The organism is Vulcanococcus sp. DEBay_Sum22DG08_74 (assembly GCF_017852955.1).
GTDB lineage: Bacteria > Cyanobacteriota > Cyanobacteriia > PCC-6307 > Cyanobiaceae > Vulcanococcus.
This window is the reverse complement of record NZ_JAFMKL010000034.1, coordinates 1-15,992: the sequence shown is the minus strand read 5'-3', so window position 1 is coordinate 15,992 and position 15,992 is coordinate 1. Positions and strand designations below refer to the sequence as shown.

Here is a 15,992-nt window from a genome sequence, read left to right as displayed (position 1 = left end):
CCTGCTTGGCCAGGAGGATGTGCTCCTTGGTTTGGGCCATGGGGCCGTCGGTGGCTGCCACCACCAGGATGGCGCCGTCCATCTGGGCAGCACCGGTGATCATGTTCTTCACGTAGTCCGCGTGACCGGGGCAGTCCACGTGGGCGTAGTGACGACCGGCGGTCTCGTACTCAACGTGGGCGGTGTTGATGGTGATACCGCGCTCACGCTCTTCGGGAGCACCGTCGATGTCGGCGTAGTTCTGAACTTTGGCCTGACCCTTCTTGGCCAGCACGTTGGTGATGGCGGCGGTGAGGGTGGTCTTGCCGTGGTCAACGTGGCCGATGGTGCCGATGTTGACGTGGGGCTTATTCCTTTCGAACTTCTCGCGAGCCATGATGAAAAAGAATCGGGGGGTAAATGGGTAGGGAAAAGATCAGGAATTGCCCTGATTCTTGGAGATGATGGCTTCTGCCACGTTGCGAGGAATTTCCTCGTAATGGCTGAATTCCATCGAGAAGATACCCCGACCCTGGGTCATGGATCGGAGCTGGGTGGCGTAGCCGAACATCTCGGCCAGCGGCACCTTGGACTGGACTTTGGACTGACCATTGTCGATGGACTGTCCTTCGACCTGACCGCGGCGCGATGAGAGGTCACCGATGACGCTTCCGAGGAAGTCCTCAGGAACCTCAACTTCGACCTTCATCATGGGCTCAAGAAGTACGGGATTGCACTTCTTGACGCCGTCTTTGAAGGCCATGGAGCCGGCGATCTTGAACGCCATCTCCGAGGAGTCGACGTCATGGTACGACCCGTCGATCATGGTGACCTTCACATCGATCATCGGGAATCCTGCAATCACACCGGACTGGCAGGTTTCCTTCATGCCGGCTTCAGCCGGACCGATGTACTCCTTGGGCACGACGCCGCCAACAATCTTGTTGACGAACTCGAACCCGGAACCCGGTTCGCCGGGCTCCATTTCGATCACCACGTGGCCGTACTGGCCCTTACCACCGGTTTGACGGGCAAATTTGCCCTCGCCCTTGGCGCTGGCGCGAATGGTTTCGCGATAGGACACCTGAGGCGCACCGATGTTGGCCTCCACCTTGAATTCGCGCAGCATGCGGTCCACCAGGATCTCCAGGTGGAGTTCGCCCATGCCGGCGATCACGGTTTGGCCGGTCTCTGCATCCGTGCGAACCCGGAAGGTCGGGTCCTCTTCGGAGAGGGACTGCAGGGCTTTGGAGAGTTTCTCCATGTCGCCCTTGGTCTTGGGCTCGACAGCCACCGAGATCACGGGCTCGGGGATGTAGAGCGATTCCAGGATGATCGGATCGGCGTCGACGCAGAGGGTGTCGCCGGTGGTGGTGTCCTTAAGACCCAGAACGGCGCCGAGATCGCCGGCGCGGAGTTCGTCCACTTCCTCACGATCGTCGGCCTTGAGGACGATCAAGCGAGAGATGCGCTCTTTCTTGTCCTTGGTGGAGTTCAGCACGTAGCTGCCCTTCTGGAGCACACCCGAGTAGATGCGCACAAAGGTGAGCTTGCCGAAGGGGTCAGCCATGACCTTGAAGGCCAGTGCGCTGAAGGGGGCGTTGTCGTCGGCGGGACGCACCGCTTCGCTGCCATCAGCCAGAAGACCCTGGATCGGGGGCACATCCACCGGGGCGGGCATGTAGTCCACCACGGCATCCAGCAGCAGCTGAACGCCCTTGTTCTTGAAGGCGGAGCCGCAGAGCATGGGCACCAGGCCGTGCTTCAGCACGCCCTCGCGGATGCCCTTGGCCAGTTCTGCCTCGCTCAGCTCGCCTTCCTCGAGGAACTTCTCGATCAGCGCTTCATCGGTTTCAGCGATGGTCTCCATCAGAGTGGCGCGCCACTCATCAACGAGATCCTTCATGTCCGCAGGGACATCGGTCTCTTCGATGTCCTTGCCGAGGTCGTCCTTGTAGATGAAGGCGCGGTTCTTGACCAGGTCGATAATCCCGCTCAGTTCACCCTCAGCGCCGATGGGCAGCTGAATCGGAACGGCGTTGGCCTTCAGGCGGTCCTTGATTTGACCGTGCACCTTGAGGAAGTCAGCGCCGGTGCGGTCCATCTTGTTGACGAACACCATGCGCGGAACGCTGTAGCGGTCCGCTTGACGCCAGACGGTTTCCGACTGGGGCTGAACACCACCGACGGCACAGAAGACGGCGATCACGCCATCGAGCACACGCATGGAGCGCTCCACCTCAATGGTGAAGTCCACGTGGCCGGGGGTATCAATGATGTTGATGCGGTGATCGTTCCAGCTGGTGGAGATCGCCGCAGCAGTGATGGTGATGCCCCGCTCGCGCTCCTGGGCCATCCAGTCGGTCACGGCGGCGCCGTCATGCACCTCACCGATCTTGTGCACCACACCTGAATAAAACAGGATTCGTTCAGTGGTGGTGGTTTTACCGGCATCAATGTGTGCCGCAATACCAATATTTCTGACGCGTTCCAGGGGAATAGCGCGAGCCACGGGGCAGGTCTCCGGAGGGTGGAATCGACAAAAAAGCGGGCGTCACTCTACAAGTCGGTCACATCCGACCTGAGATGCCGCAGTTCCGCTTAGTAGCGGTAGTGGGCGAAGGCCTTGTTGGCTTCGGCCATCTTGTGGGTCTCTTCGCGCTTGCGAACGGCGCTGCCAGCTTCGTTGGCGGCATCCATCAGTTCGCCGGCCAGCTTCTGGGCCATGCTCCGGCCATTGCGGGCGCGCGAGAAATTCACGAGCCAGCGCAGGGCCATGGCGGTGCCACGCTCCTGACGGACTTCCATGGGCACCTGGTAGGTGGCACCACCGACGCGGCGGGCACGCACTTCCACGAGGGGAGTGGCGTTCTTCACCGCGGTTTCGAACAGCTCGAGGGCGTCACTGCCGGTCCGCTCGTTGATCAGCGTGAAGGCGTCGGAAAGAATCCGCTGAGCGGTGGACTTCTTGCCGTGCTTCATCAGACGGGCAACCATCATGGTTGCCAGACGGCTGTTGAACTGGGGATCGGGAAGAACCGGGCGCTTCTCGGCGGCGTTGCGGCGTGACATAGAGCTAAGGGGAGGAAGTCAGAAACGAACGTCGAAGGAAATCAATCCTTGGGGGTTTTGGCGCCGTACTTGGAGCGGGACTGACGACGGTCCTTCACACCCGCGGTGTCGAGGGTGCCGCGAATGATGTGGTAGCGGACACCGGGCAGGTCCTTCACACGACCGCCGCGGATCATCACCACGGAGTGTTCCTGCAGGTTGTGGCCGATACCGGGGATATAGGCGGTCACCTCAAAGCCGGAGGTCAGGCGCACACGGGCCACCTTCCGCAGAGCCGAGTTCGGCTTCTTCGGGGTTGAGGTGTACACGCGGGTGCAGACACCACGGCGCTCAGGGCAGGAGCGCAGTGCGGGCGACTTGGTCTTGCGGGTAAGGCGCGTCCGCTCACTGCGGATCAGCTGCTGAATCGTGGGCATCGAGGGCCGGGAGTTTTCGAGGGGCCGGAAGCGAGGTCGGAGAGCCGACCGTTTCGACAATCCGCCACATTACTTTGTCGAGGTGCTGCCACCCAGAACGGGTTCGTCAGCGGGGCCAAAGGCCGCACCACAAGCGCAAACGCGGTGCTCTCGGCCGGTGCGGATCAAGAATCCGCCCCCGCTGAGGTCACCTCGATAGTCGAGCTCGAGGGTGTTGAGTCGCTCGCCCTGGTCGCCGGGGGCAAACAGAGTGATCCCGTCGGCGCGTGCCACGGGAACTCCGGCCAGACGGCCCGGACGAATGCGAATCACCCAGCGCTCGCAGGTGCCATCCACCAGGTCAAGGTGCATCATCCCCGGGGTGCCGGCGACGGCCGCTTGGCGGCCGAGCTCTGCGGCAGCCGCTGCGGTGAGTTGCATGCCTTGGCCCTTGGGCATGGCAAAGAAAAGGCTGGGTCGACCCAGTGTGTCAGGGCGGGCTGGAGGCCAGCCGCGCCGGCGGACGGTTGGGCCGTGGCATCGGTGCACGGGGGATCAAGCCAATGCCGTTGTGGACCGATCCAGCGATGCCCCGTCCTTTCACGGTTTGGACATCCGCCAGAACCAGGCCGGTGGAGCTGCCTCCGTCGAGGTTCAGCGCCTCCTTGAGGCCGCGCTGTTTCAGGAGTAACGCCGTTTCCATCAAGGTCGGCCCGGCGTTATTGACCCCCTGCAGGGTGATCAGCCACAGCTGACGTCCGTCGCTGGCGATCACGGTTCTTGGGGCGCCCTGACGGATGAAGCCAGGGCTGAATCCCTCCGCTTGGCCGTTGAGGGCCACCAGTCCAGAGCGCAGCAGCAGCGGGCCACCGCCGACCACAAAGGGTTTGTCCCCAACGACGGAAGTCGATCGGCTGCTGAGCACGAGGCGTTCTCCCGGCTGCCAGTCGACCTGAACCCCGCCGCGGGCCACCAACAGTTCATCCCCGGCGCGCAAGGGGACCCCGGGTTGGGGAATGCCCTCGATGCGCTGTTGCACAACGCCATTGCGGAGCACGAACCCCAGTTCTTGGCCGGTTAACGGCTGATAGCGCGGCCCCCAGGCTTCGGTGTAGCGGGCCAGTCCCTTCTGGACGTAGCCGCTGTTCAGGCTGATCAGCGACCAGCGCCGTTGGCGTGGATCGAGCACGCTCTCCTGAAGCCTGAGTCGATCGAACTGGGGAAGTTCACCATCGCCCCAGCCCACGGCCCCCCGATTCAGGATCGGTCCTGAGAGCCACTGGCCGTTGTCCTTCAGCGCCCCCAGGGGAAGCCGGTTCACGCGATTGAAAAAGCCGCCATTGATGGCGATCAGGGCCGATTCATTGCGGGCCAGCTGACTGAGGCTGCTGAGGCCCTTCATCCCGTTGCTTCGGTTGAGCGGGCGCAGGTCGACCGGGACTCGGCGTGGATCGAGCTGGACGCTGTTGATCAGGACCTGGCGGTTGCCGATGCGGTCCACCGTTCGATTGAGGGCTAGCCCCTGGCGCTGCAGGGTCGCAAGGGCGGTGTTGGGGCTGGTGCCGCTCGGGCGATTGAGGCTGGTGAGTGCGGTGTCGCTGGGCAGGTCGAGGACCAGGCGCCAAGGCCGGCCCAGGGTTAGGCGTTCCCCTTTGGCCTCCAGCTGCAGCCAGCCGTTCTCTTGACGGGGTTTCAGCCCCAGCCCTGCCAGTTGCCGCAGTTGCTCTGGGTTGCCTTCGGCACTGATGGCCAGTTGGCCGTCATCGCTGCGCACCAGCGCCGGGGCCTTGAGGTCAAGGACCACGCGCCGGCCGCTGATGCCGTTGTCCCTGGTGCGGATCGCTTGCAGGGGGCGAACCGGGAGCTCCAGGCTCAGCTCGTTTTTCCCGAAGGGCTCAACGCGTACGCCGACGCGGCGCAGCAGGTCGCTGACTGGAACAGCGACCTCATCCCCCAGGCTCTGTTGTCGCCTGGCGGGAAGGCTGATTTCGCTGCCAAACCATTCCAGTTGCAGCATGCCCCGCTCTCCGCTGGAGCGCTGGACGCCGAGCTGGTTCTCCAGGAATTCGAGGGTGAGCCAGAGCTCGCCCCGTTCGATGCGCCAGCGGGCTGGTTGCGTGCGTCCGTTGGCGCGAATCCGTGACCCTTCCGCCTGCCGGATCGGTCTCACCTCGGCCGGTGGCGGAGGCGGTGGAATGAGCGGGATCCCGGGATGCAGGGCTGCCAGGACGGGCATCAAAGCCATGAAGCAGCCCGCTCAGTCTCGAAACGCTAGCGACCTTGGAGCGGTCCGCCAGCACTTGCTTGAGTTGCAGGTGGTCCAGCTTTTAGATTCAGAAGCTCGCAGCGGGACCGAGGTTTAGGGCGATCCGTCGCCTTCCGTTCGGTCGACCCGGCTGCTTCGTTACTACCGATAGACCTGTTGTCGCTGGGCTATGCCGCTGTCTTCTCGTCCTGTTTGGCCCCATTGCGACAGCCCCGCCCCGGCAGAGGTGGCCGGCGAGAAGGATGCCTGCGGCGTTGGTTTTCTGGCGAACCTCAAAGGTGAGACCAGCCACTGGGTCCTGAAGCAGGCCCTGCGCGGTCTGGACTGCATGGAGCACCGCGGCGGCTGCGGCGGCGATGGCGATTCCGGCGATGGCGCCGGTGTGCTCTGCGGCATCCCCTGGACCTATCTCGAGGCGGTTTGGCCTGAAGCTGCCGCCGCCTCAGCTGCAACCCGTGGTTTGGGCATGGTGTTCCTGCCTGCCGAGGCGGGCAAGCGCGATCAAGCCAAGGCCTTTTGCGACGAGGAAGCCCAGGCCCTGGGACTGCGCAGCCTGGGCTGGCGCAGCGTTCCCGTGGACCCCAGCGTCTTAGGTCCCCTGGCCCGCGGCACGGCTCCAGTGATTGAGCAGTGGCTGCTCGCTGCCGATTGCGATGGTGACGCCCTCGAGGCCCTGCTGTTCCGCCTGCGGCGCCGCTGCGGCGATCGTGCGCGCAGTGTCTGGGGTGCCGTCCCAAGCGACCTTTACTTCGCGTCCTTGAGCAGCCGGACGGTTGTCTACAAGGGCATGGTCCGCTCGGAGGTCCTCTCCGCCTACTACGGGGACCTTCGCGATGAACGCTTCGCGGTCAGTTTCGCGGTCTATCACCGTCGTTTCAGCACCAACACGCTGCCCCGCTGGCCCCTGGCCCAGCCGATGCGTCTCCTGGGCCACAACGGCGAGATCAACACCCTTCTGGGCAACCTGAATTGGGCCCGCGCCGCCGAGGCTGATCTCGATGCGGTTTGGGGCGATGCCGCTTCGGACCTCAAGCCGGTGGTGAATTCCGCCTTCAGCGATTCGGCCAACCTTGATGCCACCCTCGAGCTGCTGGTTCGCAGTGGTCGCCCGATCACCGAGAGCCTGCTGACCCTGGTGCCGGAGGCCTTCCGCGATCAGCCGGCCCTGGCTGACAAGCCAGCGGTCCAGGCCTTCTATGAGTATTCGGCCTGCACCCAGGAGCCCTGGGATGGCCCAGCGCTTCTGGTCTTCGCCGATGGCCGCAGCGTTGGCGCCACCTTGGATCGCAATGGCCTGCGCCCGGCTCGCTACTGCATCACCAGCGACGGCTTTGTGGTGATGGGCTCGGAAACCGGCGTGGTGGAGCTCGAGGAAAGCCGGATCATCGAGAAGGGTCGCCTGGGCCCCGGCCAGATGTTGGCCGTTGATCTGGAGAACGGTCGCCTGCTCCATAACTGGGACGTCAAGCAAGAGGTGGCCGCGCGTCACCCCTACGGCCAGTGGTTGGCGGAGCACCGCCGCACCCTGACGGCCCAGCCCTGGACCCAGGAGCGCCAGCTGGCTGACCTGGAGCTGCTCCAGCAGCAAACCGCCTTTGGTTTCACCGCCGAGGACTTCGATCTGGTGATCGAGGACATGGCCGGTGCGGCCAAGGAGCCCACCTACTGCATGGGTGATGACATCCCCTTGGCGGTGCTCTCCGATAAGCCCCACCTTCTGTACGACTACTTCAAGCAGCGCTTCGCCCAGGTCACCAACCCGCCGATTGACCCCCTGCGGGAGAAGTTGGTGATGAGCCTGGAGATGCATCTGGGCAAGCGGGGCTCTCCCCTCAAGCCCGAGGCCGCCGCGGCAGCGGTTCTGCATCTCAACAGCCCGATCCTTAATGAGGCCGAGTTGGCGGCGGCCACCCAGCAGGGCATTGCCAGCCGCACGCTCTCGACCCTGATGCCGATCACCGGCGGACCGGCCGGGCTTGAGGCGGCACTGACCCAGCTCTGCAGCGACGCTGAAGCCGCCGTGCGCAGCGGCAACCAAATCCTGGTGCTCTCTGACCGGGGAATCACGGCAACCACGTCCTATATCCCCCCGCTCCTGGCGGTGGGTGCGGTGCACCATCACCTGCTGAACCAGGGACTGCGCCTGCAGACCTCCCTGGTGGCTGAGACCGCCCAGTGCTGGAGCACCCACCACCTGGCTTGCCTGATCGGCTACGGCGCCAGCGCTGTTTGCCCCTGGCTCACCTGGGAGACCACGCGTCATTGGCTGGCCCATCCCAAGACGCAGAAATTGATTGAGCGGGGCAAGCTCCCCGCCCTGACCCCCGATCAGGTCCAGGCCAATGTGCGCAAGGCCCTCGAAGACGGTCTACGCAAGATCCTCTCCAAGATCGGTATCTCCCTGCTGGCCAGCTACCACGGAGCCCAGATCTTTGAGGCGATCGGTGTCGGTGCCGATCTGATCGAGCGGGCCTTCAAGGGCACCACCAGCCGCGTGGCTGGTCTGAGCCTGGCGGAATTGGCCAGCGAGACGCTGACCTTCCACGCCAAGGCGTTCCCAGAACTCAACCGCACCAAGCTCGAGTTCATGGGCTTTGTGCAGTACCGGACCGGCGGGGAATACCACCTCAACAGCCCGGAGATGACCAAGGCGCTCCATGCGGCGATCAAGCAGGGGCCCGGTTACGACCACTTCTCCACCTACAAAACCCTGGTGGAGAACCGTCCGGTGACGGCCCTGCGGGACCTCCTGGAGCTGCAACCCGCCGCCACTCCGCTGCCCCTCGATCAGGTCGAGAGCATCGAGAGCATCTGTGAGCGCTTCTGCACCGGCGGCATGAGCTTGGGTGCCCTCTCGCGCGAAGCCCATGAAGTCTTGGCCGTCGCGATGAACCGCATCGGCGGCAAGAGCAACAGCGGTGAGGGCGGCGAGGACCCTGCTCGCTTCAAGGTCCTGGGGGATGTGAATGCGGAGGGCCTCTCCGCCACCCTGCCCTCGATCAAGGGTCTGAAAAACGGGGACACCGCCTGCTCTGCGATCAAGCAGATCGCCTCGGGCCGCTTTGGCGTGACCCCCGAGTACCTGCGCAGCGGCAAGCAGCTCGAGATCAAGGTGGCCCAAGGGGCCAAGCCCGGTGAAGGCGGCCAGCTTCCCGGTCCGAAGGTCGATCCCTACATCGCCTGGTTGCGCAACAGCAAGCCTGGGGTGGCCTTGATCTCACCGCCGCCTCACCACGACATCTATTCGATCGAGGATCTGGCGCAGCTCATCCATGACCTGCACCAGGTGCATCCCGCCGCCAAGGTCAGCGTCAAGCTGGTGGCTGAGATCGGCATCGGCACCATCGCGGCAGGTGTGGCCAAGGCCAATGCCGATGTCATCCAGATCTCTGGCCATGACGGCGGCACCGGTGCCTCGCCCCTGAGCTCGATCAAGCATGCCGGCGGTCCCTGGGAACTCGGTCTGACCGAGGTTCACCGGGCTCTGCTGGAGAACGGCCTGCGTGATCGCGTGCTGCTGCGGGCCGATGGCGGCCTGAAGACCGGCTGGGACGTGGTCATCGCCGCCCTGCTGGGCGCTGAGGAATACGGCTTCGGTTCGATCGCGATGATCGCCGAGGGCTGCATCATGGCCCGCGTTTGCCACACCAATAACTGCCCGGTCGGCGTGGCCACCCAGAAGGAGGCCCTGCGCAAGCGCTTCACCGGTCTGCCTGAGCAGGTGGTGAACTTCTTCCTGTTCGTCGCCGAGGAAGTGCGTCAGCTGATGAGCGTGCTGGGCGTGGCCCGTCTGGAGGACCTGATTGGTCGCTCGGACCTGCTGAAGCCCCGCGCCGTGCAGCTGGCGAAAACGAAGGCCCTGGATCTCTCCTGCCTGCTGGATCCCATCCCCCAGGCGGCCGATCGCGCCTGGTTGCGCCACGCCGAGGCGGCCCATGGCAACGGCGTGATCCTTGAGGATCAGCTGCTGGCTGATGCCGAGCTGATGGCGGCCATTGAGAACCACGGCCAGCTCGCCAGGACCCTGCCGATCATCAACACCGATCGCAGCGTCTGTGCCCGTCTGGGCGGTGAGATCGCGGCTCGCCATGGCAACACCGGCTTCCAGGGACAACTCGACCTCACCTATGAGGGTGCGGCGGGACAGAGCTTTGGCGCATTCACCGTTCAGGGCATGAATGTGCGCCTGGTGGGTGAGGCCAACGACTACGTCGGCAAAGGCATCAACGGTGGTCGCATCACCGTCGTTCCCCCTGCCGGTGGCAATGATCCCGGTGCCCAGGTGATCCTGGGGAACACCTGCCTCTATGGCGCCACCGGTGGTGAGCTCTTTGCCCTCGGCCGTGCCGGTGAGCGTTTCGCTGTGCGCAACAGCGGCGTCAAGACCGTGGTGGAAGGCGCCGGCGACCACTGCTGCGAATACATGACCGGTGGTGTGGTCGTGGTGCTCGGCAGCACGGGCCGCAACGTGGGCGCCGGCATGACCGGTGGCGTCACCTTCATCCTCGATGAGAACGGTGGTCTGCGCGATCGCGTCAACCCTGAGATCGTCGAGATCTGTGAGCTCACGACCCCTGAGCAGGAGGCCATGCTCAAGCCTCTGCTCGAGGCCCATCTCGCGGCCACCGGCAGCAGCAAGGCGTCCACGATCCTGGGCGACTGGTCCAGCTGGAAAGGGCGCTTCAAGGTGCTGGTTCCCCCCAGCGAGAAGGCCAACGTCGGCCTGGCGGAGCGGGAGGCGGTGGCGGCCTGAGCCGCCGGTTCTCCGCTCCTTCGGGTTCGGTTGCTGCACCACTGGGTCGGCTCACCCCACCCTTTGGTTCGGCTGGCCCGACCGCTGCAATCCGAGACCGTCCATAGCGTTTGGGCAACCGCAACGGAGCCATGCCTCCTGAGTTCGCCCAACCCTTTCAACAGCTCTTTGCCCGCCAGATGACCCTGGCCCTGCTCGAGCACTGTGTCCGCCTGGATGCTCCTGTGAGCCTGGTGAACCAGCGCCTGGATGCCCTTGGGGACTGCCCTGAGGCCCAGGCTCTGGAAGCTGAATTTCTGCTGGAGCCCCAGGCTTAAGCCAGGCCTAGCGGGGGTGCAGCTGCATCAGGCGCTGCACCTCACCGGCGTGATAGCTGCTGCGGGTCAGGGGAGTGCTGACCACCTGCAGGAAGCCCAGCTCCTGCTCGCCGTGGAGACGGAAGCGCTCGAATTGCTCGGGGGTGACGAACCGATCCACCGGCAGGTGCTTCGGCCCCGGGGAGAGGTACTGGCCGATCGTGACGATGTCGACCCGGTGTTCCCTGAGATCCAGCAGGGTCTCGATCACTTCCTCGTCGCTTTCCCCAAGGCCGACCATCAGGCCGGACTTGCTGTAGGCCTTCGGCCAGCGCTCCCGCACCTGCAGCAGCAGCTCGAGCGAGCGTTCGTAGATCCCCTGGGGTCTGGCTTTTTTGTAGAGCCTGGGCACCGTCTCGATGTTGTGGTTCAGCACATCGGGGCCGGCCTCCATCACCGTGGCCAGGGCATCCCAGTCCCCGCAGAAATCAGGGATCAGCAGCTCAATGGTGGTCTGGGGAGAGCGCTGGCGGACCGCCTCGATGCAGGCCACAAATTGGCTGGCTCCGCCATCGCTCAGGTCGTCGCGATTCACCGAGGTGATCACCACATGCTTCAGGCCCAGCCGCGCGGTGGCTTCCCCCAGGCGCTCGGGCTCGGTCGGATCGAGGCTGCGAACGCTCTTGTCGAAATCGATGTCGCAGTAGGGGCAGGCCCGGGTGCAGCCCGGCCCCATGATCAAAAAGGTCGCCGTGCCCCCGGCGAAGCACTCGCCGATGTTCGGGCAGCTGGCCTCCTGGCAGACGGTGTTGAGCTTGAGATCCAGCAGCAGATCGGCCACTTCCCCGATCCGTTCCCGCTGGGGAGCTTTGACGCGCAGCCAGTCGGGTTTCAGCAAGGGATGAGGAGCGCGCCGAAGGCACCAAAGGGCTGGCTGACTCTAGGAAGCGACTGGTCCACCATCTCCTACACTCCGCCCATCGGGATGTAGCGCAGCTTGGTAGCGCACTTCGTTCGGGACGAAGGGGCCGCAGGTTCGAATCCTGTCATCCCGATTCTTATTGCAGCTCCGCGCCTGGATATCCCCTCGGGGTGACCATTCGGCCGTCCTCGGCGCGACTGCTGCTGTTGCCGATCAGCACCAGGGTGAGCATGTCCACCTGCTCGATCGGAAGACCGCCGAGTTCGTGCAGGGTCACCTGCTCTTCGGGGCGCCCGAGTTGGCGAGCGAGGACCACAGGCGTGCTGGCAGGCCGTCCGGAGAGCAGAAGCTGCTGGGCCCGCTCCAGCTGCCAATCCCTGCCCTTGGAGCGCGGGTTGTAGAGGGCGACGACAAAGTCGCCTGCCGCCGCTGCCACCAGGCGCTTTTCGATCACCTCCCAAGGGGTCAGACGGTCGCTCAGGCTGATGGTGCAGAAGTCGTGCATCAACGGTGCTCCGGCCCGGGCCGCGGCAACCTGCAGGGCTGAGATCCCGGGATGGACCTCGAAGCCCGGACGGTCCAGGGGATCGAGCTCGAGCCAGAGCTCCAGGGCCAGTCCCGCCATCCCATAGATGCCGCTATCCCCCGAGGAGACCAAGGAGACGGTCTGTCCCTCGCAGGCCAGGCGCAGCGCCTGCCTGCAGCGTTCTCGCTCTTGGGTCAGCTGACCGTCACTGCGCAGTTGATCGGGGCGGCGCAGCGGTTCAAGCAAATCCAGGTAGAGCCCGTAGCCGACCCAAACGCAGCTCTGGCTGAGGGCCGCTTTGGCGTCCGGGGTCAGGAGGTCCAGCCGACCTGGCCCACTGCCGATCAGATGCAACTGGCCGCGATGGGGTGCCCATTGACTGGCGGCCAGGGCCAGGGCTGCAGTCGCCGCTCCCTGTTCACCTGCTTCGGCGCGGCTGATCTGCTTTTCGGCCAGCAGCGTTGCCTCCGGGCCTGCCGCCAGAAGGGCCGAGGCCTCCGCCACGCTGGCGGTTCCCAGTTCGGCCGCGACCACGGCGGAGGGGTTGGGAACCTCCACCGGTGCCAGGCGCTCAGCGCTGAAGCAGCGCAGGGGCCAGCCGCGCTGTTTGGCCAGCGCCAAGAGCGCCGGCTCATCCGCTTTGCGATCGGCACTGGCCAGGCCTGCGATCGCCTCCGGTGCGATCTGGTGTTGCGCGATCAGTTGGTCGCAGCAGCGCTCCAGCAGGCTCAGGCTGGTGTTGCGCTCGCAGCCCATTCCCAGCCAGACGCTGGGCGGGTGCCAGCGGCAGCCCGGATCCGCCCCGACCCCGACTGAAATCCTTTGTGTGGCGGCCTCGGCCCCTGGCGCCAGGCCGGGGAGTTCTTGCCAGCGGGAATTGCCCTGCAGGTGTTGGGCCTCCAGCGCCTCGCCGCGGGCGGCGGCCTTCATGAGCGCGTCCCAGGGGCCGTTGTTGCGTCTCCAGCCCCAGGCCTGACCAAAGCTGTCCAAGGCAACTCGGCCCTCGCCATGGGCGGCACCGGTGATCACCGCCTCCCCTTGGCAGCTGGCCGCCAGGGTCTGAGCCAGGGCCTCGCCACCAGCCCCGTGGCCTCCCAGTAGGGGGATGGCAAAGCGTCCGCTTGGATCCAGAACGACCACCGCTGGGTCGCTGGCCTTGCTCTCGAGCTGAGGCGCGATCAGTCGGGTGATGGCCCCACAGGCCCCGACGGCCACAAAGGCCCGACTTGTGCTCCAGTTGGCCTCGAGCAGGGCCTGCAGTTCCCCAGGCCCCCAGTGGTTTCCATCGGCCGGGCTGGCCAGACGGTCAATCTCACCTGATTGCAGGAGGCGTCGCAGCAGCGGGAGGCCGCTGGCGCTGAGGCTGAATCCCCAAATCAGGCTGTCGTTCATCCCCCCAGCTTCGCCTTCAGGCCGGCCAAGGGACCCTTGGGCTGCGCTTCGATCAGGGACCCGTCACTGCTGACCAAATCCCGCGCTGATCCACCCAGACGACTGCTCGGAGCGGTGCGCTCTGCGGGCACTGTTGTTACTGGTGCTGGCGTGGGTGCTACCGCAGTGGGTGCGGGAGGCGTCGGTTCTTCTTCGGGTGCCGAGGGGGGCTCCGCAGGAGCAGGTTCCGGCTCGGGATCGGCTGGGGCGGGTGTCGCCTCAGCTGCCATTGGCAGTTCGGTGGGATCCGGGCGTGCCTCCTCCAGGGGAGCTGGCTGGGGCTCAGGGCGCTCCGGTTCGCTCGCTTCAGGCGGCGCAGCCTGAGGTGGAGCGGCCTCGGGTTTCTTGGTCTGGATCTCGGCAGCTGGCGGCGCGACGGGTTCTGGCTCCGGGCTGCCACTGAGGGCCGCGAGGGCTTGAGCGCTGAGGCTGGCCTGTTGCCAGCTCGGCCTGGGGCTGGAGTCGATCACAACCTCACGCACCACGCTGTTGAAGGGTGGGTTGAGGGGGTCTCCTCGGCCGTCCAGCAATTCCAGTTGCACCGCATTGCTGCCCCGCTTGAGGCCCTTGAGCCAAAGCGGTGTCTGCCGGTCCACCAGAAAGCTGTCGCCGTTCACGCTGACCCGCAGGCGCCAACGGGCATCGTCATCGCGCAGGTGCTGCAGCGGTGCGTCGATCAACAACCAGTCGATCAGGACCGGCTCGTTGTGCTGCAGGTCCGAGGGACTGGCCGCAATCAGCTGCGGGGAGCCCGAAGCCGGCAGTTGGGACGGATTGCGGGCGACCCGATGCAGGCGTAACTGCTGACTGGCTCCTGGGGCTTTGACCACTTCCCCCCAGGGCCTGGCGGCGAAGACCGTCAGGCGATGGCTGCCAGGGCTGAGCTCCGGCATGGAGAGTCCCTGGGCTTCGGCTGCGCTGCTGATGCGCCTAGGGGGTTGATCGTCGAGTTGAACGACCAGGTGGGGGCCCAGTCCGTTGGTTTCGTCTTCGTAGAGGGGCCAGTCCTGAACCTTCAGCTTCAGCGTCCAGGGGCCGGCCGGAAGAGTGCTGTCATTTGCAGGGGACAACACCTCGATCTGTGGCGCCAGGTCGTTCAACCTTTCGCGGACTTGTTGCACTGCTCCTGGTGGGGCAACTTCCTGCAGCTGTCCACTTGGTTTGGAGCTGGTGACTGGAGAGGGTTCTGAGCTGCTCCCTCTTGCGCTGGTGCCGGATGTGCAGCCACTGGCGACCATGAGCAACACCGAGAGCACCACGGCCGAGATGGCCTTTAGTGCTGACTGGCGCATGCGCTTGCCTCTCCCCACTCGTTTGGGCGAATGACTGAACACATTCTGCAGGTTTGCGGACTATTTGACCGGAAGGACTAGCGGATTCTCGATAAATAGGGCTATGGAAATGGCCTTATTTGCTTAACAAGACGGGGGCAATCTGAGAAAACTTGATGATTCTTTGCTCCCGCGAGAACTCAGTCCCTGACTGGCCCGACTCCGGGTTGAACCTTTGTAACTGCTGGGCCGAGAGGCTTGGATTCCGCTTTTATACTTCCGCCAGCGGTCCCCTTATTGGGGCCCAAAGCGCCAGTCAGGAAGAGCAGTTTCGACCTCGGTCGAAGCGGGTTTTCTTGGCCCGGCGCCCATGGCGCGAGTCCTTGGCTTGCGTCCGTGGCTCCACTGGAGATCCCTCGCTTCGTCGAAGGATCAGCCCAGAAGGGTGGACCTCCACCTCGACCCCGTCCCTCGAGGAACCTCTCGATGACCATCAGCCCACCAGAGCGTGGGAAAACGGCGAAGGCCCAGGTCGACCGGGTGAACAACCCGGCCACCTTCGAACTGTTCGGTAAGCCCGGCCATTTCGATCGCAGCCTTGCCAAAGGTCCCAAAACCACAACCTGGGTTTGGAACCTCCACGCCAACGCTCACGACTTCGACAGCCACACCAGCGATCTCGAAGAGGTCAGCCGGAAGATTTTTTCGGCCCACTTCGGTCACCTGGCTGTGATCTTTGTTTGGCTGAGCGGCGCCTTCTTCCACGGTGCTCGCTTCTCCAACTACTCCGGCTGGCTCGCCGACCCCACGCACGTGAAACCCAGTGCGCAGGTGGTTTGGCCTGTCTTCGGCCAAGAAATCCTTAACGGCGATGTGGGTGCCGGCTTCCACGGCATCCAGATCACTTCAGGCCTCTTCCACGTGTGGCGGGCCTGGGGCATCACCACTGAAACCCAGCTCATGGCCCTGGCCATCGGTGCTCTGGTGATGGCCGGTTTGATGCTCAATGCGGGCGTCTTCCACTACCACAAGGCAGCTCCCAAGCTCGAGTGGTTCCAGAACGTTGAGTCGATGCTCAACC

General features: G+C 64.6%; 11 protein-coding genes, 1 tRNA gene and 1 pseudogene. 4 read left to right on the top strand and 9 right to left on the bottom strand.

Features of this window, described 5'->3' with window-relative positions:
* The 6 genes from QZ184_RS05660 to QZ184_RS05635 all read right to left on the bottom strand — a co-directional run.
* Positions 1-376 (bottom strand): GTP-binding protein (locus tag QZ184_RS05660; protein ID WP_296418530.1); only part of this gene is annotated, 376 nt, incomplete at its 3' end.
* A gap of 39 nt (positions 377-415) precedes the next feature.
* On the bottom strand, positions 416-2,491 hold the full coding sequence (fusA, locus tag QZ184_RS05655; protein WP_010314624.1) for an elongation factor G: 2,076 nt from the start codon (positions 2,489-2,491) through the stop codon (positions 416-418).
* Positions 2,492-2,580: 89 nt separating this feature from the next.
* Entirely contained in the window at positions 2,581-3,051 is a 471-nt protein-coding gene (gene rpsG / locus QZ184_RS05650) for a 30S ribosomal protein S7 (RefSeq protein WP_010314628.1), read from the bottom strand.
* A gap of 41 nt (positions 3,052-3,092) precedes the next feature.
* Positions 3,093-3,467 carry a 30S ribosomal protein S12 gene (gene rpsL / locus QZ184_RS05645; RefSeq protein WP_010314630.1) on the bottom strand — a complete coding sequence of 125 codons (375 nt, stop codon included), beginning with the start codon at positions 3,465-3,467 and terminating at the stop codon, positions 3,093-3,095.
* 69 nt (positions 3,468-3,536) lie between these two features.
* The gene (locus QZ184_RS05640) at positions 3,537-3,905 is read right to left on the bottom strand and encodes an AIR synthase (RefSeq protein ID WP_296418528.1); all 369 of its coding nucleotides are present in this window, start codon (positions 3,903-3,905) and stop codon (positions 3,537-3,539) included.
* 31 nt (positions 3,906-3,936) lie between these two features.
* Entirely contained in the window at positions 3,937-5,682 is a 1,746-nt protein-coding gene (locus QZ184_RS05635) for a phosphodiester glycosidase family protein (RefSeq protein WP_296418526.1), read from the bottom strand.
* Positions 5,683-5,881: 199 nt separating this feature from the next.
* On the opposite strand from QZ184_RS05635, the gene gltB reads away from it, so the two are divergent.
* Both gltB and QZ184_RS05625 read left to right on the top strand, forming a co-directional pair.
* The gene (gene gltB, locus QZ184_RS05630) at positions 5,882-10,465 is read left to right on the top strand and encodes a glutamate synthase large subunit (protein WP_296418524.1); all 4,584 of its coding nucleotides are present in this window, start codon (positions 5,882-5,884) and stop codon (positions 10,463-10,465) included.
* A gap of 131 nt (positions 10,466-10,596) precedes the next feature.
* A complete protein-coding gene (locus QZ184_RS05625; RefSeq protein WP_043705403.1) occupies positions 10,597-10,782 on the top strand; it encodes a hypothetical protein in 186 nt (61 codons plus the stop codon).
* A gap of 7 nt (positions 10,783-10,789) precedes the next feature.
* On the opposite strand, the gene lipA is transcribed toward QZ184_RS05625, so the two are convergent.
* The gene (gene lipA, locus QZ184_RS05620; protein ID WP_296416224.1) at positions 10,790-11,659 is read right to left on the bottom strand and encodes a lipoyl synthase; all 870 of its coding nucleotides are present in this window, start codon (positions 11,657-11,659) and stop codon (positions 10,790-10,792) included.
* An 83-nt stretch (positions 11,660-11,742) separates the two neighbouring features.
* Here lipA and QZ184_RS05615 point away from each other — a divergent pair.
* Positions 11,743-11,816, top strand: a tRNA-Pro gene (locus QZ184_RS05615).
* Positions 11,817-11,819: 3 nt separating this feature from the next.
* Here the strand turns inward: QZ184_RS05615 and cobJ are convergent.
* Both cobJ and QZ184_RS05605 read right to left on the bottom strand, forming a co-directional pair.
* Positions 11,820-13,601 (bottom strand): precorrin-3B C(17)-methyltransferase, encoded by a 1,782-nt coding sequence (gene cobJ / locus QZ184_RS05610; protein ID WP_296418522.1) that lies wholly within the window; start codon positions 13,599-13,601, stop codon positions 11,820-11,822.
* Positions 13,598-14,713 (bottom strand): hypothetical protein, encoded by a 1,116-nt coding sequence (locus QZ184_RS05605; RefSeq protein WP_296418519.1) that lies wholly within the window; start codon positions 14,711-14,713, stop codon positions 13,598-13,600. Before QZ184_RS05605 ends, cobJ begins: the two co-directional genes overlap by 4 nt.
* Before the next feature lie 684 nt (positions 14,714-15,397).
* Here QZ184_RS05605 and psaA point away from each other — a divergent pair.
* Positions 15,398-15,992, top strand: a pseudogene (psaA, locus tag QZ184_RS05600) (photosystem I core protein PsaA); the annotation flags it as partial.